The following is an 18,754-nucleotide window of genomic DNA, read 5'->3' on the forward strand; positions in this document are numbered from 1 at the left end:
CTTTTTCTTCAGGAAATTATTAAGCTGTTAAATAGTAAGGAGATGATCTTAAAAGGCTGGAGAAATACGAGAGTAAGGCAATATATTGCCTTACTCCTTTACTTACTTATAAGTAATCGAACAGTGATAATTTAGCCAAGCGGCCAAAAGTTGCCTGCGAGGCTTGTAGTGCAGTTTCTTGCTTCGTGAGTTCAGTAATGGCCTCAGCCATATCGAGTTCAATTAAATCTGCACGAGAAGATTTGTTATTTACATCAAGGTCACTATTAGATTGCGTGATTTTTTCAGCTGTATTTAACCGCCCACCTAAACCAGCCTGCGTTAAAGAGACCTGATTTTTACTATTGTCGATCTGGATCATGGCCGCTGCCAATACTTGCTCATAATCTTCTTGGCTAATTGTTGGATCAGTCAGTCCTGCGATCAAATTACTTAAGGTGTTTAAAATATTTTCTTTTTGCGGTGCTTCTAAAGTAAAGTCTACCTGCCCATTTGCCACGGGGCTAATGTCGATTTCCAACCCTGCAAATTTAATTTGTGATCCCTCAAAGCTGCCAGAGCTGATCACACTTCCACCTTGTTCAACCTGATAAGTATTAGGTGTACCTGCTGTCGTTATAATATTAAACGTATTTGCTCCGACTGCGGCAGCAGGATCAGCGTTATAATTTGCTTTATGAAAAGAGTCAAACTGAGCTTGTTCACGCACATACACTTTTGCACTAGTGATCCCTCCTGATGCAACACCATCATTCGAGGCGACGTCTAAACGTGCATTGACCTTTTCAAACGTATCAACCCCATTATCACTGGATTTAATTTCAACTCCTTCTGCTACTTTAATTTTATGCTGGCCTTGGTCGCCACCATAAACATATTTGCCAGTTGAAGAATCAAGCGAATAGGTTTGGGTATTATCTTGATAGCCTGAAAATATATACTTCCCATCTTCAGTTTTAGCATTCATTAAATCAAGCACACTACTTTGTATCGATTTAATCTCTTCAGCAATACCTTCACGATCTATATCTGTATAAACACCATTACCAGCTTGAATTGCTAATGTATGTGCTTTTTCAAGCGAACCTTTAATATTCTCAAGTACACTTTCTTGGGTATTTAAACGACTCGTCAGCATAGTAATATTTTTACTGTATTGCTCATTCGCTTGTATACGATCGGTATACAGTAACGCCCGTGCTGTTGCCGATGGATCATCTGAAGCTGTAAGCACTCGCTTTTGGGTATTAACTTGCTCTTGTGCTTTATTGACATTTTGCTGATTATTCAAAATCGAATTAACACTGTTTTGGTACATCAAATTATTAGATAAACGCATAATTACCTCGCAGCATTAAGTAAAGTATCAAAAATTGTGCGGGCTGTTGATAGCACTTGTGCAGACGCCGCATAAGATTGTTGAAAACGTAATAAATTGGCTGCTTCTTCATCAAGGTTTACTCCCGAGAGTGACTCATACCAGGCTTCAGACTGTTGAGCTAATGCCTCAAAAGCAGCGCCATTAGTCTTCGCTTGATTGGTTACAACACCAATATCAGTAACTAACCCTGCATAGGCTTGATTAAATGTTTTATGATTATCTGCAGTTGAAGTTGTGGTCACATTTTGTCGAACTAACTCACCACTTTGTAACCCAGCCAACATTAAGCCATTGCGGTTATCATCAAAACCACCTTCATTAAACTCCAGTGTAAAACTATCGCCTGTTGCTGGTATGCCTTCAATATTAAAGTCAAAGCCATATAATTCGAAACCATTCCCAGCTTGTGAAAGCATATTTTCAGCAGGCGGAGTGACTGTAAAAGTACTTGTATTGACCCCATCTGATATTGTGTATTCATCTGGGTTAGCAGTTTTCACTATCGTGATATCGCCATTAGCAAGATCCGGAGGTGTCGTAGTTGTAAAACCACCTGAAGTCACACTACTTACACTACCGACTGAAATATTGGCATTGCCAGTGTTGTTTATGTTATCAGCCGTACGGATTGGTGAAGCAAGCGCTAACGATTCAGGCCTATCGGTGGCAAGTGTTAAACTCGATGCAGCCTCTGCATTAAGTTTTACAGCAAATTGATCGCCAACATTACCGGTTCCTGTAACATTTAATTGTAAACCAAAAGATTCCCCACCGGTCATAGTCGATGAATCAATAACGCCAGCAACTATATTGGCGGTTGAGGGAGAGCCTAATGGTTCACCTTTATTATCGACAGGTTGTATTTCTACCGTTGTACCACTGGTATAAGTAACAATAAAGTCACTAGCAGGAATTTCACTGCCTTTACCAGGCTCTAGGGTAGCCGTCATGCTTGAGTTACCTGTATTAGCTTGATAGGCGTAACCGCCAACCGTTGGAATTGTAAAAATGTCCCCACCAAGTTCACCGTTGCCGTCCATCCCTAAACGGTTTTGTTGGTTAAAAGCATCAGCAATTGCAAGCCCCATTTGGCCAAGCTGGTTTTGTGCTGGCACTAAAATATCATCACGAAATGCTAGTAACCCACCAATCTTACCTTTAAGTTTACTTACATCAACATCAAGCGGCACAGCTTTGCCGCCATTTATATCTAAACGTAATTCTTTAAAATTAGGATCCGGATCACCCGCCATCGAAAACAAATTAAATGCGCCGTCTTGCATTACGAGTGATTCACCGGTGCCCATAAATACCAGCTTTTCACCGTTGGGGCCATCAAGAGTCTCTACATCTATTAATTCCGATAACTTACGAATAGCAAGGTCTCGCTCGTTATACATGGTGCTTGAGTTTGCCTCATTGCGCGTACCATTTACCGTAGCTATTTGCTTATTCAAACTGCTAATATTTTGAATCAATGTATTCGCTTCATCAGAAAAAATTTCTAACTGCTCATTCACGATGTTTTTTTGATCAAATACAATGCCTGACAAACGATCCATTTGATCAATCAAATTTTCTGCATCTGTCATAACCAACGAACGTGCAACTGTTGATGATGGCTGATTTAAGCTTTCCTGCACATTGTTGAATAACGAATTCATACTGCTCGATAAGCTATTGGATTCTTGAGAAAACAAGCTATCAACCCGGCCTGCTTCTGTAACAAATTGATCAAAAAAGGTTTTATTTGAAGTATCGCGATTGAGCTGCTTTTGAGCAAATTCATTCAATAATCGATATGTTTCACCACGACCAACTTGATTGTCGATCATGGTCATATGCTCTGTACGCTCACGTACATAACCAACTGTATTTATATTGGCAATGTTTTTACTGGTCGTTTGTAGCAATTCTGAATTAGCGCGAACGCCTGAATTTGCAATGTCTAATAAATTAAACGACATCTTAATTTACTCCTTGGCGAACCAATGTTGTCGCCAGTGTTTTAAGTTCTGTACGATTAAGTACTTGCTTAATTTTTTCGGCATAATTGGGGTCTGTGGCATAACCGGCTTTTTGTAAAGAGTCTAAAAAAGCGGCCGGTTTTGCGGTATTTTGTAATGCTTCTTGGTAGCGTGGGTTTTCCGTTAAAAACTGCACAAAGTCATTCACGCTGTCTTTAATCGAATCATATGCTCTAAAGCTGGCTTGTCTTTTTACTGGTGTACCTTGCTCAAATTCGAGTGTCATTTTATTGGCTTTCTCACCCTGCCAGCTTCTATCTGATTTGATATTGAATAAGTTAAAGCTGCTGTTGCCATCACTTTTATTAATAATATGCTTACCCCAACCAGTCTCAAGAGCTGCTTGTGCAACCATCACAGCAGGGTTCAAACCAATTTTTTCAGCTGCTGTTTTTGCATGCTCCCAAACACTACTAATAAAATCTTCTGCATTTTCAAACTGAGGTTTTTGCGCTGTTGATGGGCTGCTATTAACAGCCTTGGTGTCAGCCGTGTTTTCAGTATTCGTACCTGTTGCACGTTGATCACTGGTAAAATCATCAACAGTACGCAGCACTGAACTAGGGGTAAAGTTTTTTCCATCAGGAGAAAGTTGTTGCACTATGAGATCGGCTAAACCCAATGACCCTTTTGAAGATAAATCAACTGATAACTGTTGATCATGCATTTCTTCAAAAAACTTTACACCACTGGAATTAAAAGGACTGTCTTCGTCTTCAAACGCTTCATTTGCTTTACGCATACTTTTAAGAAGCATCTGCGTAAAAATAGATTCAAATTGTGCCGCTGCTTTTTTTAGCGCTTCTTTCGATGCTTCAGGCGAGGCACCACTTTTTAAGGCATCTTGACGTAACGTATTAAGATTGCCTAAATCAAAGAAGTTTTGTTTATCGAGATGATTAGTATCCATCAGCAATTTGACACAGTGATTAATAATATTATTAACAATGCAATAATTGAGCCAATGCGAGTTTGCGAGTTTGCGAGTTTGCGAGTTTGCGAGTTTGCGAGTTTGCGAGTTTGCGAGTTTGCGAGTTTGCGAGTTTGCGAGTTTGCGAAAGTATAAAAGCGTTGATTAATTATGCAAGTCAAGCCCCCCCTAAATGCGAGTTAACGCAAACTTAGGGGGTCAATATGGTTAAATAACCACGAGTTGACCGCTGATGGCCCCCGCTTCTTTTAATGCTTCTAGTATTGCCATTAAGTCACCGGGCGCTGCGCCGACTTCGTTAATTGCCCGTACTAAATCGTCAAGACTAACACCTGGGTTGAACACAAAGGCTCGAGAATCATCTTCGTTAACATCAATAATACTTTGATTAGTAACGACCGTTTCCCCTTCACTTAATGCGTTAGGCTGAGATACATTTTGCTGTTCCGCAATCGTAACAGTCAAGCCACCATGGGTAATTGCCGCCGCTTGTAACTTTACATTTTTACCGATCACTATGGTACCAGTACGTGAATTAACGATAATTTTTGCCGAAGTATCCGCTGGTTTAAACTCTAAATTTTCAAGCGTAGATAAATAAGCAACACGCTGCGACGCATCACGCGGTGCAATAACACGTATTGAAGCGGCATCAAGTGCATGTGCACTGTCTGGGCCGATAAGTTCATTAATAGTTTGCTCTAAACGTTTAGCGGTAGTGAAATCTGGACGATTTAAATTAAAGGTTATGTAATCACCTTGCATAAAAGGACTTTTAATTGCCCGTTCAACCGTTGCGCCATTAGGAATACGCCCTACCGTAGGCGTGTTCATTACGATCTTACTACCATCGGCTCCTTCAACACCTAATCCACCAACAATTAAGCTACCTTGTGCGATAGCATAAGTATTCCCATCAATCCCTTTTAGAAAGGTTTGTAGTAATGTTCCGCCACGTAAGCTACCCGCACTACCTATTGACGATACAGTAATATCGATTGTCTGCCCTGGCTTCCTAAATGCAGGTAACTCAGCATGCACAGCAACCGCAGCTACATTTTTGATTTTGGGTTTTAAATTCGATGCCATGGTAATACCAAAACTATTTAGCATGGCTTTAAAGCTTTGTTCAGTAAAACGACTTTGCTCACCGGTGCCAGGTAAACCAACCACGAGACCATAACCAACCAGCTGGTTTGAGCGAACGCCTTCAACCATTGAGACATCTTTAATACGTTCAGCGCTTGCACTAAAGTGCCAACTTAATAAACATATACACAGCAACGCTTTCAAGCTATTCATATCAACATCCTTTAAAAAGGGAACAGAGAGCTGGTGAAGAATCGAGTTAACCACCCTGCCGTTTGAGTCTCTTGCATTTGCCCTTTACCAGAATATTGAATCCGAGCATTCGCGATTCTATTAGAGGTCACAGTATTATCTGCAGTAACATCTTGTGGGCGCACAAGTCCTTCCAGACGAATAAATTCTTCGCCGGTGTTTAAAGTCAGCCATTTTTCACCACGGATCACTAAATTACCATTAGGTAATACACGCATAACATTCACGGAAATATCACCAAATAAACTATTAGATTGGTTTGACTTAGTATCACCTTTGAATTTTGCACCGCTGCCCACACCAAACTGAATACTATCACCACCAATATTAACCGGTAGTCCGCCTAACCCAATGACAGGGTCTAAGCTGGCGTCACTTTGTTTATCCGTTTCAGTTTTAGCTGCTTTTGATGATTGCGTCGATTCTTGCAGCTTAACTGTAATAATATCTCCAGTACGTAAGGCTTTTTTATCTGAATATAAATCATTTGATAAATTACTATCAAACAATGAGCCTGTCGGCACGATTTGCTCTGCGGCAGGCTCTGGATACATGGGAGCATAGTATGGATCATCTTGAACCACGCTGTGGTTTTGAGTTGTCATACAACCACTCAATATAAATGCACCCGTTAAGACTATAGATAAATTACGCATAACTTTGCTCCGAATTAATTAAAGTTGCTGACTGATATAACTCATCATTTCATCAACCGCTGAAATCACTTTTGAATTCATTTCATAGATCCGTTGAGTTTCAATCAGGTTAACTAATTCTTCAGTTACATTTACGTTAGAGGTTTCAAGTGCACCTTGCACAACAGTGCCTAATCCTTCTAGACCAGGGTTACCTTGCACAGGTGCGCCACTGACTGCCGTTTCGGTATATAAGTTTTGACCTACCGGCTCTAGACCTGATGGATTGATAAAATCACTGATCGTTAACTGACCTATTACCACATTCTCTGGCTGCCCTGAGATACGTACTGATACCTCTCCATCTTGCGATACAGTAATGGACTGTGCGTCATCAGGTACATTCATTTCTGGCTGTACGGGAAAACCAGCGCCGGCAGTAACAATACGGCCGTCTTCATCCGTGGTAAATTGACCATTTCGAGAGTAAGCGATATTGCCATCAGGCTGTAAAACTTCAAAAAAACCGGGCCCTGATATCATCCAATCCAATGAATTTTCTGTGGTTAGCATATTGCCTTGAGAAAAGTTTTTCTGATTAGCAACCACTTTGGTACCAGCACCAAGCATTAAACCTGAGGGCATTTCAGTATCTTGTGATGAACGTCCACCCGGCTGATTAATATTTTGATAAAGTAAATCTTCAAACACAGCACGGCTTTTCTTATAACCAACGGTACTGGCATTGGCTAAATTATTTGAGATAACCGAAATGTCAGTTTGTTGGGCATCAAGCCCCGTTTTACTTATCCACAATGCAGGATTCATATTAATATCCTCTCAATAAAGTTAAACAATACGCAGCAATTGAGTTTGACGTTCGTCAATTTCTTCAGCCGTTTTCATTAACTTAACTTGTAATTCAAATTGGCGCTGATGGTTTATCATATCTACCATCTCGTGTACCGGATTCACATTTGACATTTCCAAAGTGCCACTCATCACTTTCACATCATTAGAGATGTCACAAAATCCACATATATCATTATCCAGTAATTCAGGCTTTGGCCGAAATAAGCCATCATTACCTTTTTCAAGCTCTGAATTATTTGCCTTGATCACCTTCAAACGATCAACAACTTCTAAAAAGTTAGCTGGAGCTCCTTGCGGGCGAACTTGGATAGAGCCATCTTCACTAAATTCAATTTTCTCCACTGGCAATGGCAAAATAATTGGTCCACCTTCGCCAATAACTTGACGCCCGTGACTGGTGATCAAAGCGCCGTCAGGAGTGATATTCAACGTACCGACTTTTGTATATGCCTCATTACCTGAAGCATCTTGCACCGTAAGCCATCCTTTATCGCTCATAGCAATATCTAGATCACGTCCAGTCTCAACAATACCGCCGGAAGTCATATTGGAACCAGGCCGCTCTTGCATGGTAAATACACGTGTCGGCAGGCCTTCGCCAAAAGCTTGCATCGAACGCGCTTGTGCGAAGTCAGCTTTAAAACCTGTGGTATTGGCATTTGCTAAATTATTTGCTTTAAGCTCTAGGCCCCGCAAACTTTGCTTAGCTCCAGACGCTGCAATGTAGACCATCTTGTCCATAACATCGACTCACGTTAAAAATCTATAACATGACAAATGCAAGATAAGTGCCACAATAAACTGACGTGATAAGTTACAAAAAATAATCAATCGCAAATAAAAAAGGCTGCTAATAAATAGCAGCCTAGGTGTCGGATTATAAAAAATATTAGAACGAGATTAGCGGATCTGCAAAATAGCTTGCTGTAGTGTTGAATTCACTTCAAGCGCACGTGAGTTTGCTTGGAAGTTACGCTGTGCACTGATCAAATCTACGAGTTCATTCGTTAAATTCACGTTTGATTGCTCAAGCGCTGTAGAGTTAATGGAACCTAAAGTACCAGAACCTGGTTCGCCAGCGATTGGCTCACCAGACGTCAAACTTTTTTTCCAACCTGTATCACCAGCTTGTTGTAAGCCTTGTGAGTTAGAAAAGCGCACCATCGCTACTTGCCCTAAGAATGAGGTATCTCCATTACTGTATGAAGCGACAATCTTACCATCACTACCAATATCAATACCGGCTAAACGTCCAACAGTAGCACCATCTTGCTCAAGTGCTTTAACTTCAAAACGACTAGCATATTGAGTCGGGACTTTATTATCAGTGGCCGCTTCATCGCGCCAATTAACAGTAACATTTTCAGGGAAGCTGGCACCATTTGTTAATAAATCAGATAGCCCTACTGCCGCACCAGCACCGCTTGGAATTGCTAATGGATTGAATGTGTTATCTGTATTCGCGACACCATCTGTGTTTAATGGCTTACCACTAGAATCAAACTGAAAGGTTGATAATGGTGTGTAAGGAGGAGCAGTCTCTTCAACACCTGCAGGGCTAAATGGCTTTTCATCTAAGGTCGCATAAGTTTGCCACTCATTATCATTACCCGTTACTGTAGAATTTGTTTTAACAAAGAAAAACTGTAAAACATGCGGCTCACCTAACGAGTCGTATACTGTTGTTGATGTTGAGCTATTATATGATGCGCTCGTTGTAGGATCAAAAGTAGTTATTGACGGCGAGGTTGCACGCGAGTCTAAGTTAAACGACGAGTAAACATTCGTCGTAGCTCGCGGTGATCCTGATGAATCAGGGATCTGTAACGCTGATGACGTGCTTAAACTTACCGATGTTGTATCACCTGTAGCTTCATCAACAGGAAAACCCTGCAAGTAATTGCCTTTAGCATCAACAATAAAGTTATCTTTATTAAGTTTAAATGCGCCTGCACGCGAATAAGTAAAATCTTGTGCCCCTAAATCTTGGCTCATGGCAAAGTAACCTTCACCTGTGATAGCTAAATCTAATGAGTTTTGAGTGAACTTTAGTGAACCTTGGTGAAACTGTTGTGCCACCATAGTTGTCTGTACACCATCACCATTTTTTGTCTTGCCTGAACTAAATACCGAAGATGCGTATACATCAGCAAATTCAGCACGTGACTCTTTAAAGCCTACCGTATTTACGTTAGCAATATTATTTGCTGTTACATCTAAGTCTTTTTGTGCGGCAGCAATGCCAGTTAATGCAATATTGAAGCTCATAATTCACCTCTAATCTGTCAATGTTTAGCCTGTGGCTAACTAATAATTAAAATTTTTACGCGATTTCTGCAACGTCAGCTAGCCTAACCGCACCTTCTTTAGTGTTTATAATAATGCCGTTTGCACCATTAATATTAACACTCTCGATATTCTTAAAAGTAGCTATAGGTAAAGCCGTGTACTCACCATTTAACTGCCCTTCAGCTTTAATTTTATATTCACCTGGTGGTAAACGTTCTTTATTATCATTCATGCCGTCCCACTCGAAACGGACAGCGCCCGCTGATTGCGCACCTAAATCAATACTACGCACCAACTGACCAGATGAATCTTCAATTCGTAGAAATAAGTTTTCTACAGGCTCTTCTGCAACCACGGTTCCTTTAGCGCTACCAACATCGTTTAGGTCTAATGTATTAGACTCTAGTAATGCTTGTTTACCCACTAAAGTCGATGCTTGTAGTGCTGAGTTAGATGTCATCGATGCGGCTAATGACTGAAAATTACTATTAAGGTTTGAGATACCTTCAGCCATGGTGAAACTTGTCATCTGCGCGATCATTTGATCATTGTCAGCTGGTTTGCTGGGATCTTGAAACGACAGTTGCTGTGTTAACAATGAGAAGAAATCTTCTTGGGTTAACGCATCACTTTTCTTATCACTGCTAACCTGTTTATCTTGCCACTTAATCGAATCTAAATAAGTTGACGATGTGCTGCTGATATCGTTACTCATAATCTTTCCTCAATTACCGCTGCCCAAGCAACAGTGTTTTACTTAACATTTGCTTCGCTGCATCAGCAACTTGCACATTGGTTTGATAAGAGCGTGAGGCAGAAATCATATTAGCCATTTCTTCAACGACATTAACGTTAGGTTTGTAGATATAACCGTTTTCATCCGCACTAGGATGATTAGGGTTATATTCAATTTGTAATGGTTTATTACTCTCTACAATACCTAACACTTTAACGCCAACAGACGACCCCTGAACATTACCGCTTGATTCTGATGCTTTCATCAGTTCAGCTGCAAAAACAGGGTGGCGCGCCCGGTAAGTTTTGTCTTGGCTTGAGCTAATGCTATTAGCATTTGAAATATTACTCGCGGTTGTGTTCAAACGCACATTTTGCGCACTCATACCACTACCTGAAATATCAAAAACGTTATATAAACTCATGCTTAGGCTCCTTGACTACCGAGGGCTTTTTTAAGGCCTTTAATTTTACTACTCATAAATTGCAGGCTTGCCTGATACTCTAATGAGTTCTTTGTATACAAGTTTCGTTCCACTTGTATATCAACCGAGTTGCCATCACCTGTATCTGCTTGATTTGGCGAGCGAAACATTTCACTATTACCAACATAACGACTGCCACCGGCAATGTGGTTTGGGTTAGTTGTTACCATGTTATTGCCGCCTTGTTGGTGGCTTTTTGCCGCTTTCAATGCTGAGGCAAAGTCGATGTCTTTCGCTTTATAGCCCGGCGTATCAGCATTAGCGATATTGGTTGCTAATAACTCAGCACGTTGCGAACGGATCAACATTGCATGAGGATGAACCCCAAATGCTTTATCAAAACTGATAGCCATAACCATCTCCAAAAAATTGACTTAAGATGATTAATGCAAAAGTTGAGCCAATTAGGTTGATGTTTTATGGTTCGTTTAATCATTTGATTTAAAAAGAAAAACGATGTGGAGCCACATCGTTTTATAGTATTCAAGATTCGGTTTTACTACCGATGAGATTTGAGTAACTTGTGTTTTAGCGCGTTAAATACGCTGGTAAGCTATTTCTTTTGATAAATAATACCTGGATTACAGCGTACCATGTCAAATTCGTCACTTAACCCTGACATAGACTCTGATGCGCCTAAAAATAAATACCCTTTAGGATTTAGTGCTTGAGCAAACTGAGCAATAATTTTGGCTTTAACCTCTGGTGCGAAATAAATCAGCACGTTGCGGCAAAAAATAATATCAAACTTGCCCATTAGCGCGTATGAATCTAATAAGTTAAGATGTCTAAAACTCACTAATTTTTTTATTGAGTCGTTTACTTGCGCCATGCCGTTGCCACTATCTTTAAAGAACTTTTTCCTGCGCTCTACCGACAGCCCTCTAGCTAGAGCAAGGGAGTCATATTCTGCATGCTTACACATATCTAACATAGTATTAGAAATATCAGTGCCGATTATCTGCGCGCCCATTTTTAATACACCCGGCTGTTTAGCTTGAAACTCAGCAACCGACATAGCAATAGAATATGGCTCTTGTCCCGATGAACTTGCCGCAGACCAAATTTTCAACGGACGACGTAACTCTTTATGTTCCGGAAATAACTTACTTTGCAATAGTTCAAACGGGTATTGATCCCGAAACCATAAAGTTTCATTGGTCGTCATAGCATCAACGACTGCGGCACGTAACTGCCGCTCATGCGGACTCAGTGTTTTACTAACCAATTGTGACAATGATTCAACATTAAAACGAACCATTAGCGGAGCAAGCCTGCTTTTGACTAAATAAAGCTTATTATCTCCCAGAACAATGCCACATTGTTGCTCTAAAAAAGAGCGAAACTGATCGTACTCGCTTTGCTGTAAATGCTTATTTTCCAAAGTAACACCGCCTTTTCAAATTAGTCACAATGAACCCATTTTTTCACTGCTGTAGCTAACTCATCCGGATTGAACTTAGCTATAAAGTCATCAGCACCCACTTTTTCAATCATCGCTTGATTGAATACACCACTGAGCGATGTATGTAAAATAACATGTAAGGGGGCTAACTTTGGATCTGCTTTTATTTCAGCGGTTAGGGTATAACCATCCATTTCTGGCATTTCAACATCAGAAATCAACAATCCTACTCGCTCGGTAATATCATGCTTACAATCAAGTGCAGCAATCTCACGAAGGCGTATTAATGCTTCTTTACCATTTTTAGCCAGCTCTGTTTGCACGCCTAACGGCTCTAATGCACGTTTGACTTGATTACGAGCAACGGCAGAGTCATCGGCAATAAACACAATGCGCTCACCTAAGTCTTTTTGAATTTCACCATCATTAGCTATTGCAGCACTGACTTCGGTATTCACCGGGCAAATTTCGTTTAATATTTTTTCTACATCAAGAATTTCGACTAACTCGTTTTCAATTTCTGTCACTGCAGTTAAATATGAATATCTGCCAGCCCCTGACGGTGGCGGCATTATTTTTTCCCAATTCATATTAACAATTCGCTCAACGCCACCAACCAAAAACCCTTGTACGGAACGGTTATATTCAGCAATGATTATAAAACTATCTTTAATATTTTCGATCGCAGGACCACCCACGGCCATCGATAAATCGATAACAGAAATAGTTTGCCCGCGTATATGTGCGACACCTCTTATATACGCATTTGACTTTGGCATGTTTGTCAAAGGAGGGCATTGCAGTACTTCTCTCACTTTAAACACATTGATGCCAAAGCGCTGCCGCCCTCTTAGCTTGAATAATAATAATTCAAGACGGTTTTGCCCAACCAATTGAGTGCGTTGGTTAACTGAGTCTAAAATGCCTGCCATTTCAATCTCCTGAAGAAAGCGAATAAGAACGGAACAATAATTGCTTTCTTTCTGTAAAGCTACATAACTACACGGGAGCGTCTGTTTATTGACGCTAAATATTTATACCCTGTTTTCAACCATAAGCATAGTCGAAACATTATGAGTTTGTTAAAAAAAAGCCGAAGATACAGTGTTTTTTATTTTCTTGCTAGCTTATGCCTAGTAACTCCACTGTATGCGCAAACATATAGCAAAGAACAATTGCAAGAACTTGCTGTATCTCATGTCTATGATCAACTAGACCCTAATACTGCCGATGATAAGGAACTCAACGCCTTAACATTGGATAGCCGGATCCCAGATCGTGGCTGTAACAGCGACCTTGCATTTAATATTCCTACTGAGCCGCCATTTAATCGCCAAATAACCGTACAAATAAAATGTGATGACCTAAATGGTTGGAGTCAATATGTTCATGTACGTATGATTGAACTATCCCCTGTGATTATAGCCACTGAAAATTTAAGTCGGGGTGAAGTTATCGAACCCCATCATTTACGTTTGATTATGAAACCAAAACATTTCGTAAGAGCACAGTACTTACAAGATGAAGAACTGTTGATTGGTAGCCGCAGCAAACGCAATATCCGCAGTGGTTACCCTGTTGCTTTAAATCAAATCTGTATGGTCTGCAAAGGGGATAATGTCACTATTTTCGCAATAATTCGAGGATTGAAAATAAAAACTTCCGGTTTAGCCCTAGAAGATGGTACTTTAGGGGAGCAAGTAAAAGTTAAAAATGCAAAATCAGGGAAAGTTTTAAATGCCCGTGTTGACGGTGTTGAGTCTGTGCAGGTAATTATTTAAACTTTCGTATTTATGCTAAAGTTTCTAGCATGGTTGCCGATAACAAGGCATGTGTTGGATAATGTATAGGTTGAAATCATGGTAAGCCAAGTAAATAAAGGTCAGCAACAGGCTAATGTGTTGACCAATGCAAAACAGCAAAAAGTTGATTTACAAAACAATAATGCTAATACTGCGCAAGCAACTACGCCAAAAGCGACTGCTGATTCAGTAAGCTTAACACCACAAGCGCAACAGTTAAAATCTTTGCAAGACAAAGCACAGCAGTCTTCTGGTTTTGATAGCAACAAAGTGGCTGAGCTAAAAAAAGCAATTACTGAAGGTAAATATCAGATTGATGCTGAAAAGTTAGCAAAAAATATCGCTGCATTTGAGTTTGATGTGTATGGCTGATCACAACAGTCTGATCAGTTCTAAACTTGTTATGCAGCTAAATTGCTTAACATCCCTTGCTGATATCTTAGAAGATGAATTAACCGCTATAGCTTCCCGTCGTGGTGAGGGTCTAAAAGATGTCGCGAAACAAAAACTCGCCTTTTTGAGTCAAATTCAAACTTTAGACAAAGAGCTCAAAACCTTACTTGCAAATAATGACGTTGAATCTGACGAAGTGACAAACTTAATTAGTGATGTGCGTAAATTATTAGAGTCATGTAAAAAGAAAAATGATGTTAATGCTCATGCAGCCCACCATGCACAATTAACCGTCAAACAATTAAAAGACATTTTAATTGGTGTGCCAACCTCTACAACATATGACCAAGGTGGTAGTGTTGTTCACGGTAACAGTAAAATCGTCCATAACTTAAAAGCATAACCCCTTCTTTGAGCCTCACCTGTGCCTACTTCTGATTAATTGATCTACCCTGCATTTATAACTACCTTTCGCTAGATACTTTTATTGCCAGTTTGATTCTGTGACTAAACCAACATCGTTTGCCAATTACGTGCTATCGCTACGCGCGTTGGTCCAAATTGCAGGTTCATTTTTTCTAAAAAGACATTAAACTGGATGGGGAGACGATCGGCAAAAACCACACTGGTAACTAATATAAACAATAGCGCAAAATGCAGTAACGGGCAGTTACTAAACTTTCGCAAAAGCACGCAGCCAAAGTGTAAAACGCTCACTGACGCGACCATAAGTATATTAATAAAAACCGAGTTATTTTTTTACGTGCCACAAGCTTTATTCAATAAAAAACATTAAATAAAGCATAGCACTGAAGTATTCACTGTGAGATATTTTAGCGTGTATTTTGTTAGTTACTAACGTAAATAACAACGAATTTATTAGATCAAGCGTTTTAGTAATAAGTTACTTTTTTAACTTCGCGTGGTTTAATTTCACCTATGTATAAATCATGCACCCGCTTCATATCAAGTTGTAACTCAGTGGCATAGGTATCACCTACGGCATAGGTTTTAATTACTTGTGCGCCTTTAATAATCCCTTGTACTTGCCCTTGCAAGTGATCGTTTTGTGCAATACTGCCTTGCACTGTGGTACCTGCGGTAATTTTTTGCCCATATACTTGCTCTGCAAGCTCACGATACGCTTCTAGTTTTGATGCTTTAATCGCCATTAATGAGCGTTGTGATTGGTTATCACCCGGTTGCGCACTGATCGGCGCATAACCCACGGCTTTTAGAATTGGGTAGTTATCTGGCTCAATATACTTATATTCCACATGTTTATCAAAAATACTGCTACAGCCAGCTAGACCTAAGCTTGCTAATATACAAATTGAAATCACAATACGCATGGCTTTTCTCACGCTTTAAAAGAGACATTAATAACTAACTCAATGCACGATCAATGCCATAATTAACTGCCATGACGGTTTTAAAGCAACCTTACAAAACAATTGGTACAGTCCTTGCTCTGTCACTGTTAATAGCAAATGTATATTCATGGGGTCAGGGTAATGAAGCGAATTTTATCAATGGTAGTAATCGCCAGCAGTTGGCTGAGTATTAGCCTATTTTCCTCCCATACAGTTGCTCAATGGTATGAATCAACCGGCCATGCAAGCATTAAAAATGATGACATAAGTGCGGCAAAATCGGCGGCAATAAAAGATGCTATCACCCAAGCTTTAGTGTTCTCAGGGGCACGCGTTAGCTCAATGCAAACCTTAGTAGATGGGGTGTTAACTCAAGATCAGCTAAAAATAAACAGCCATGGCGAAATTCAAAAAATAGAGATGATCAGCGAAGATCGTAAAGCCGATCAATTTGCAATTACTTTGCGCTTAGATATCTTCCCTCAACAAGAACACTGCCCTGCGAACCAATTTACTAAATTTGTTGCGATCACCCAAACACAATTAAATAATCGCGAACAAGCGAAGATGGGTCAAATATTTGACATTAACAAAGCCACCAGCGAAGCACTCTACAAAACGTTAAATCAATCAGCTATGAATGCTAAACCAACTGCCTATTTTAACTTTCCGATCCGCGTTGGCGAATTTTTTAATCAACAATACGATTACAGTAATGCCCTATTAGAAGAAATATCGAGCCGCAGTAATTCTCAGTATGTATTGTTAAGTCAAATTGTTGATATCTCAAATGGCGATAAACTCAATAACAGTTATGCTTTTTGGCAGGACGAAACCTACCAACGTTCATATAAAATAGATTTTGCCTTATTTGATGGCACCACTTACGAGCGAATGTGGCAAAAAAGTTATCGCAGTCAAGCTATCTGGCCATTTGAAAAAACTGCAATTATTGACGTGTTTAGTGATAAATTTTGGAATTCAGATTACGGCCAAAATATAGCTGACATAAACCAAACCGTTAGTTACGACTTACAAGCCGCAATGGCTTGCCTTGAAACCCAAGGTAAAATACTACATATAGAAAACAATAAGCTAATTATTAATTTAGGCAAAGCCCATGGTATTGAAAAAGGCCAACGTTTAAATATTGCACATCATAACTATTTAACGGATGCTGCGGGAAATAAAATGCCACACCTGATCACCACGCTCAATCAAATACAAGTTGAGCAGGTATATCAACAAAGTGCGGTTGCCGTCAGTATTGACCAACAACCACTGCCTAATATTCAAATAAATGATGTAGTAGAACTGACTAATTTAGAGCCTTAGTCAATTGTTGGTGTAAGCTTGGGTGCTCAATAAGCCAATTAGCAAGTAATTCAATGCCCGCTAAATGCGGGTAATGTTTACGACAGGCCAACACCACACTTCGCTGTTGAGTTGGGAAGATTGGCAAGTAGCTAATACCTGCACGCTCTGTGCACGCAAGCTTAGGCACAAAGGTTACCCCATCATCCATAGCCACCAATGCTAATAAGGTTTCTAAGCTATTACCTCGGTACTCATTGGACACATCAACCCCAGCGGCAAAACAAAATTGCTGGGCTTGATCTTTAAAACAATGACCATCGCTGAGCATCAATAAACTGCACTCTTGTAGCTCATCTAACGCTATTTTACTGCGTTTTGCTAAACTATTTTGCGCTGACATAGCGACCAAAAAGTCTTCTTTATACAATTTAACTGTATGATAAAGTTTAAGTTCAGGCACATCTGCTAATATAGCTATATCTAACTCACCGTTATCCAGTGCGCTTAATATAGTCGCGGTTTGCATCTCAACAAAAGCAAATTGGCTATCAGCAAACGCTTCTTTCATCGAGGTGAGTAAGGTGGGTAATAAATACGGTGCAATCGTTGGAATAATACCTATTCTTACTTTACCTTGTAGTGGCGACGATGACGTTGCTGCTAGCTCTTTTAATATTTGGGTTTGCTCTAAGATCACTTTGATCTGTGTCAACAAACGTTCACCTTGAGCCGTTAAAGTAACATGCTTAGTAGAGCGGTCAAATAAAGTAACACCAAGCTCTTGTTCAAGTTTTTTAACCTGTCCACTGAGAGTGGGTTGACTGACAAAACATGCATCGGCGGCTTTACGAAAATGCTTAAAGTGCGCAATCGCTTTTACGTATTCAAGATCTTTTAAATTCACTGCAAACTCACAATTAATCGGTAATACCTATCATACTAATATAAACAAACGATTGGAGCTATTATAACTTTCACGACATAATGGCTATCAACAAATCAAGAGGAACTAAAAAACATGTTAAAGAATATTGAAGGTCAAACAATTCCACAGGTTACATTTGCAACACGTCAAAATGACGAATGGAAATCAGTAACTACCGATGACATTTTTAAAGGTAAAACAGTGGTTGTGTTTTCACTACCCGGTGCATTTACACCAACCTGTTCATCAACTCACTTACCACGCTACAACGAATTAGCTGGTGTACTTAAACAAAACGGCGTTGACGACATTGTGTGTTTATCAGTAAACGATACCTTTGTAATGAATGCATGGGCTGAGCATCAAGAAGCACAAAACATTACCTTATTACCAGACGGTAACGGCGAATTCACTGACGGCATGGGCATGTTAGTTGATAAAAACGATTTAGGTTTTGGCAAACGCAGCTGGAGATACTCTATGCTGGTTAAAGATGGCGTAATTGAAAAAATGTTCATCGAACCAGATTTACCTGGCGACCCGTTTGAAGTATCAGATGCAGACACTATGCTTGATTACATCAACCCGAAACAAGTTAAACCAGAGCCGGTGAGCATTTTCACTAAACCTGGCTGCCCTTTCTGTAAAAAAGCGAAAGCATTATTAACAGAGAAAGGCCTAGTATACGAAGAAATCACTATGGGTGCTGGCGCATCACTGACTAGCCTAAAAGCTATTTCAGGCCGTGAGACCGTGCCACAAGTATTTATCGGCGGTAAGCACATTGGTGGCTCTGACGATTTAGAAAAATACTTTGCTTAATTAAGTAAATACCTTAAGTA

20 protein-coding genes are annotated in these 18,754 nt (G+C 39.9%); 5 read left to right on the forward strand and 15 right to left on the reverse strand.

The window, feature by feature from the left end; translation table 11 throughout:
* Positions 1-106: 106 nt before the first annotated feature.
* The 13 genes from flgL to PVK79_RS18080 form a co-directional block, all read right to left on the reverse strand.
* Entirely contained in the window at positions 107-1,339 is a 1,233-nt protein-coding gene (gene flgL, locus PVK79_RS18020) for a flagellar hook-associated protein FlgL (RefSeq protein WP_182778326.1), read from the reverse strand.
* 2 nt (positions 1,340-1,341) lie between these two features.
* Complete coding sequence (flgK, locus tag PVK79_RS18025; protein ID WP_145239522.1) at positions 1,342-3,348, reverse strand: flagellar hook-associated protein FlgK; 2,007 nt, start codon at positions 3,346-3,348, stop codon at positions 1,342-1,344.
* A 1-nt stretch (position 3,349) separates the two neighbouring features.
* The gene (gene flgJ / locus PVK79_RS18030; protein ID WP_182730994.1) at positions 3,350-4,318 is read right to left on the reverse strand and encodes a flagellar assembly peptidoglycan hydrolase FlgJ; all 969 of its coding nucleotides are present in this window, start codon (positions 4,316-4,318) and stop codon (positions 3,350-3,352) included.
* A gap of 228 nt (positions 4,319-4,546) precedes the next feature.
* A complete protein-coding gene (locus PVK79_RS18035) occupies positions 4,547-5,641 on the reverse strand; it encodes a flagellar basal body P-ring protein FlgI (protein ID WP_257326287.1) in 1,095 nt (364 codons plus the stop codon).
* A gap of 11 nt (positions 5,642-5,652) precedes the next feature.
* Entirely contained in the window at positions 5,653-6,336 is a 684-nt protein-coding gene (flgH, locus tag PVK79_RS18040) for a flagellar basal body L-ring protein FlgH (RefSeq protein WP_145239531.1), read from the reverse strand.
* Positions 6,337-6,354: 18 nt separating this feature from the next.
* Positions 6,355-7,143 carry a flagellar basal-body rod protein FlgG gene (gene flgG / locus PVK79_RS18045; RefSeq protein ID WP_145239534.1) on the reverse strand — a complete coding sequence of 263 codons (789 nt, stop codon included), beginning with the start codon at positions 7,141-7,143 and terminating at the stop codon, positions 6,355-6,357.
* Between the two features lie 21 nt (positions 7,144-7,164).
* Positions 7,165-7,929, reverse strand: coding sequence for a flagellar basal body rod protein FlgF (locus PVK79_RS18050; protein WP_145239537.1), 765 nt, complete (start codon positions 7,927-7,929; stop codon positions 7,165-7,167).
* Positions 7,930-8,088: 159 nt separating this feature from the next.
* Positions 8,089-9,456 carry a flagellar hook protein FlgE gene (gene flgE, locus PVK79_RS18055; protein ID WP_182732600.1) on the reverse strand — a complete coding sequence of 456 codons (1,368 nt, stop codon included), beginning with the start codon at positions 9,454-9,456 and terminating at the stop codon, positions 8,089-8,091.
* A 55-nt stretch (positions 9,457-9,511) separates the two neighbouring features.
* Positions 9,512-10,192 carry a flagellar hook assembly protein FlgD gene (locus PVK79_RS18060; RefSeq protein ID WP_145239543.1) on the reverse strand — a complete coding sequence of 227 codons (681 nt, stop codon included), beginning with the start codon at positions 10,190-10,192 and terminating at the stop codon, positions 9,512-9,514.
* Positions 10,193-10,205: 13 nt separating this feature from the next.
* Positions 10,206-10,637 carry a flagellar basal body rod protein FlgC gene (flgC, locus tag PVK79_RS18065; protein WP_145239546.1) on the reverse strand — a complete coding sequence of 144 codons (432 nt, stop codon included), beginning with the start codon at positions 10,635-10,637 and terminating at the stop codon, positions 10,206-10,208.
* A gap of 2 nt (positions 10,638-10,639) precedes the next feature.
* A complete protein-coding gene (gene flgB, locus PVK79_RS18070; protein ID WP_145239549.1) occupies positions 10,640-11,050 on the reverse strand; it encodes a flagellar basal body rod protein FlgB in 411 nt (136 codons plus the stop codon).
* A gap of 200 nt (positions 11,051-11,250) precedes the next feature.
* Positions 11,251-12,081 carry a CheR family methyltransferase gene (locus PVK79_RS18075; protein WP_145239552.1) on the reverse strand — a complete coding sequence of 277 codons (831 nt, stop codon included), beginning with the start codon at positions 12,079-12,081 and terminating at the stop codon, positions 11,251-11,253.
* 20 nt (positions 12,082-12,101) lie between these two features.
* A complete protein-coding gene (locus tag PVK79_RS18080) occupies positions 12,102-13,034 on the reverse strand; it encodes a chemotaxis protein (protein ID WP_145239555.1) in 933 nt (310 codons plus the stop codon).
* A 141-nt stretch (positions 13,035-13,175) separates the two neighbouring features.
* Between PVK79_RS18080 and flgA the strand changes: the two genes are divergently transcribed.
* From flgA to flgN, 3 genes are all read left to right on the forward strand, one after another.
* Positions 13,176-13,883, forward strand: a complete 708-nt coding sequence (gene flgA, locus PVK79_RS18085) for a flagellar basal body P-ring formation chaperone FlgA (RefSeq protein ID WP_145239558.1) — start codon at positions 13,176-13,178, stop codon at positions 13,881-13,883.
* A 78-nt stretch (positions 13,884-13,961) separates the two neighbouring features.
* A complete protein-coding gene (gene flgM, locus PVK79_RS18090; protein ID WP_145239561.1) occupies positions 13,962-14,276 on the forward strand; it encodes a flagellar biosynthesis anti-sigma factor FlgM in 315 nt (104 codons plus the stop codon).
* A complete protein-coding gene (gene flgN / locus PVK79_RS18095) occupies positions 14,269-14,700 on the forward strand; it encodes a flagellar protein FlgN (RefSeq protein WP_145239564.1) in 432 nt (143 codons plus the stop codon). The genes flgM and flgN overlap by 8 nt, the downstream gene beginning before the upstream one ends.
* A gap of 490 nt (positions 14,701-15,190) precedes the next feature.
* Here the strand turns inward: flgN and PVK79_RS18100 are convergent, their stop codons facing one another.
* Positions 15,191-15,649 (reverse strand): LPP20 family lipoprotein, encoded by a 459-nt coding sequence (locus tag PVK79_RS18100; protein ID WP_145239567.1) that lies wholly within the window; start codon positions 15,647-15,649, stop codon positions 15,191-15,193.
* A 162-nt stretch (positions 15,650-15,811) separates the two neighbouring features.
* On the opposite strand from PVK79_RS18100, the gene PVK79_RS18105 reads away from it, so the two are divergent.
* On the forward strand, positions 15,812-17,005 hold the full coding sequence (locus PVK79_RS18105) for a flagellar assembly protein FlgT (protein ID WP_145239570.1): 1,194 nt from the start codon (positions 15,812-15,814) through the stop codon (positions 17,003-17,005).
* On the opposite strand, the gene PVK79_RS18110 is transcribed toward PVK79_RS18105, so the two are convergent.
* Positions 16,989-17,891, reverse strand: coding sequence for a LysR substrate-binding domain-containing protein (locus PVK79_RS18110; protein WP_257326289.1), 903 nt, complete (start codon positions 17,889-17,891; stop codon positions 16,989-16,991). The two genes, PVK79_RS18105 and PVK79_RS18110, sit on opposite strands and share 17 nt — an antisense overlap.
* 114 nt (positions 17,892-18,005) lie before the next feature.
* Here PVK79_RS18110 and PVK79_RS18115 point away from each other — a divergent pair, with 114 nt between their 5' ends.
* On the forward strand, positions 18,006-18,734 hold the full coding sequence (locus tag PVK79_RS18115) for a glutathione peroxidase (protein ID WP_145239576.1): 729 nt from the start codon (positions 18,006-18,008) through the stop codon (positions 18,732-18,734).
* The last annotated feature ends 20 nt before the right edge of the window (positions 18,735-18,754 follow it).

This window comes from Pseudoalteromonas rhizosphaerae, from assembly GCF_028885455.1.
In the GTDB taxonomy this organism is placed as follows: Bacteria; Pseudomonadota; Gammaproteobacteria; order Enterobacterales; family Alteromonadaceae; genus Pseudoalteromonas; species Pseudoalteromonas rhizosphaerae.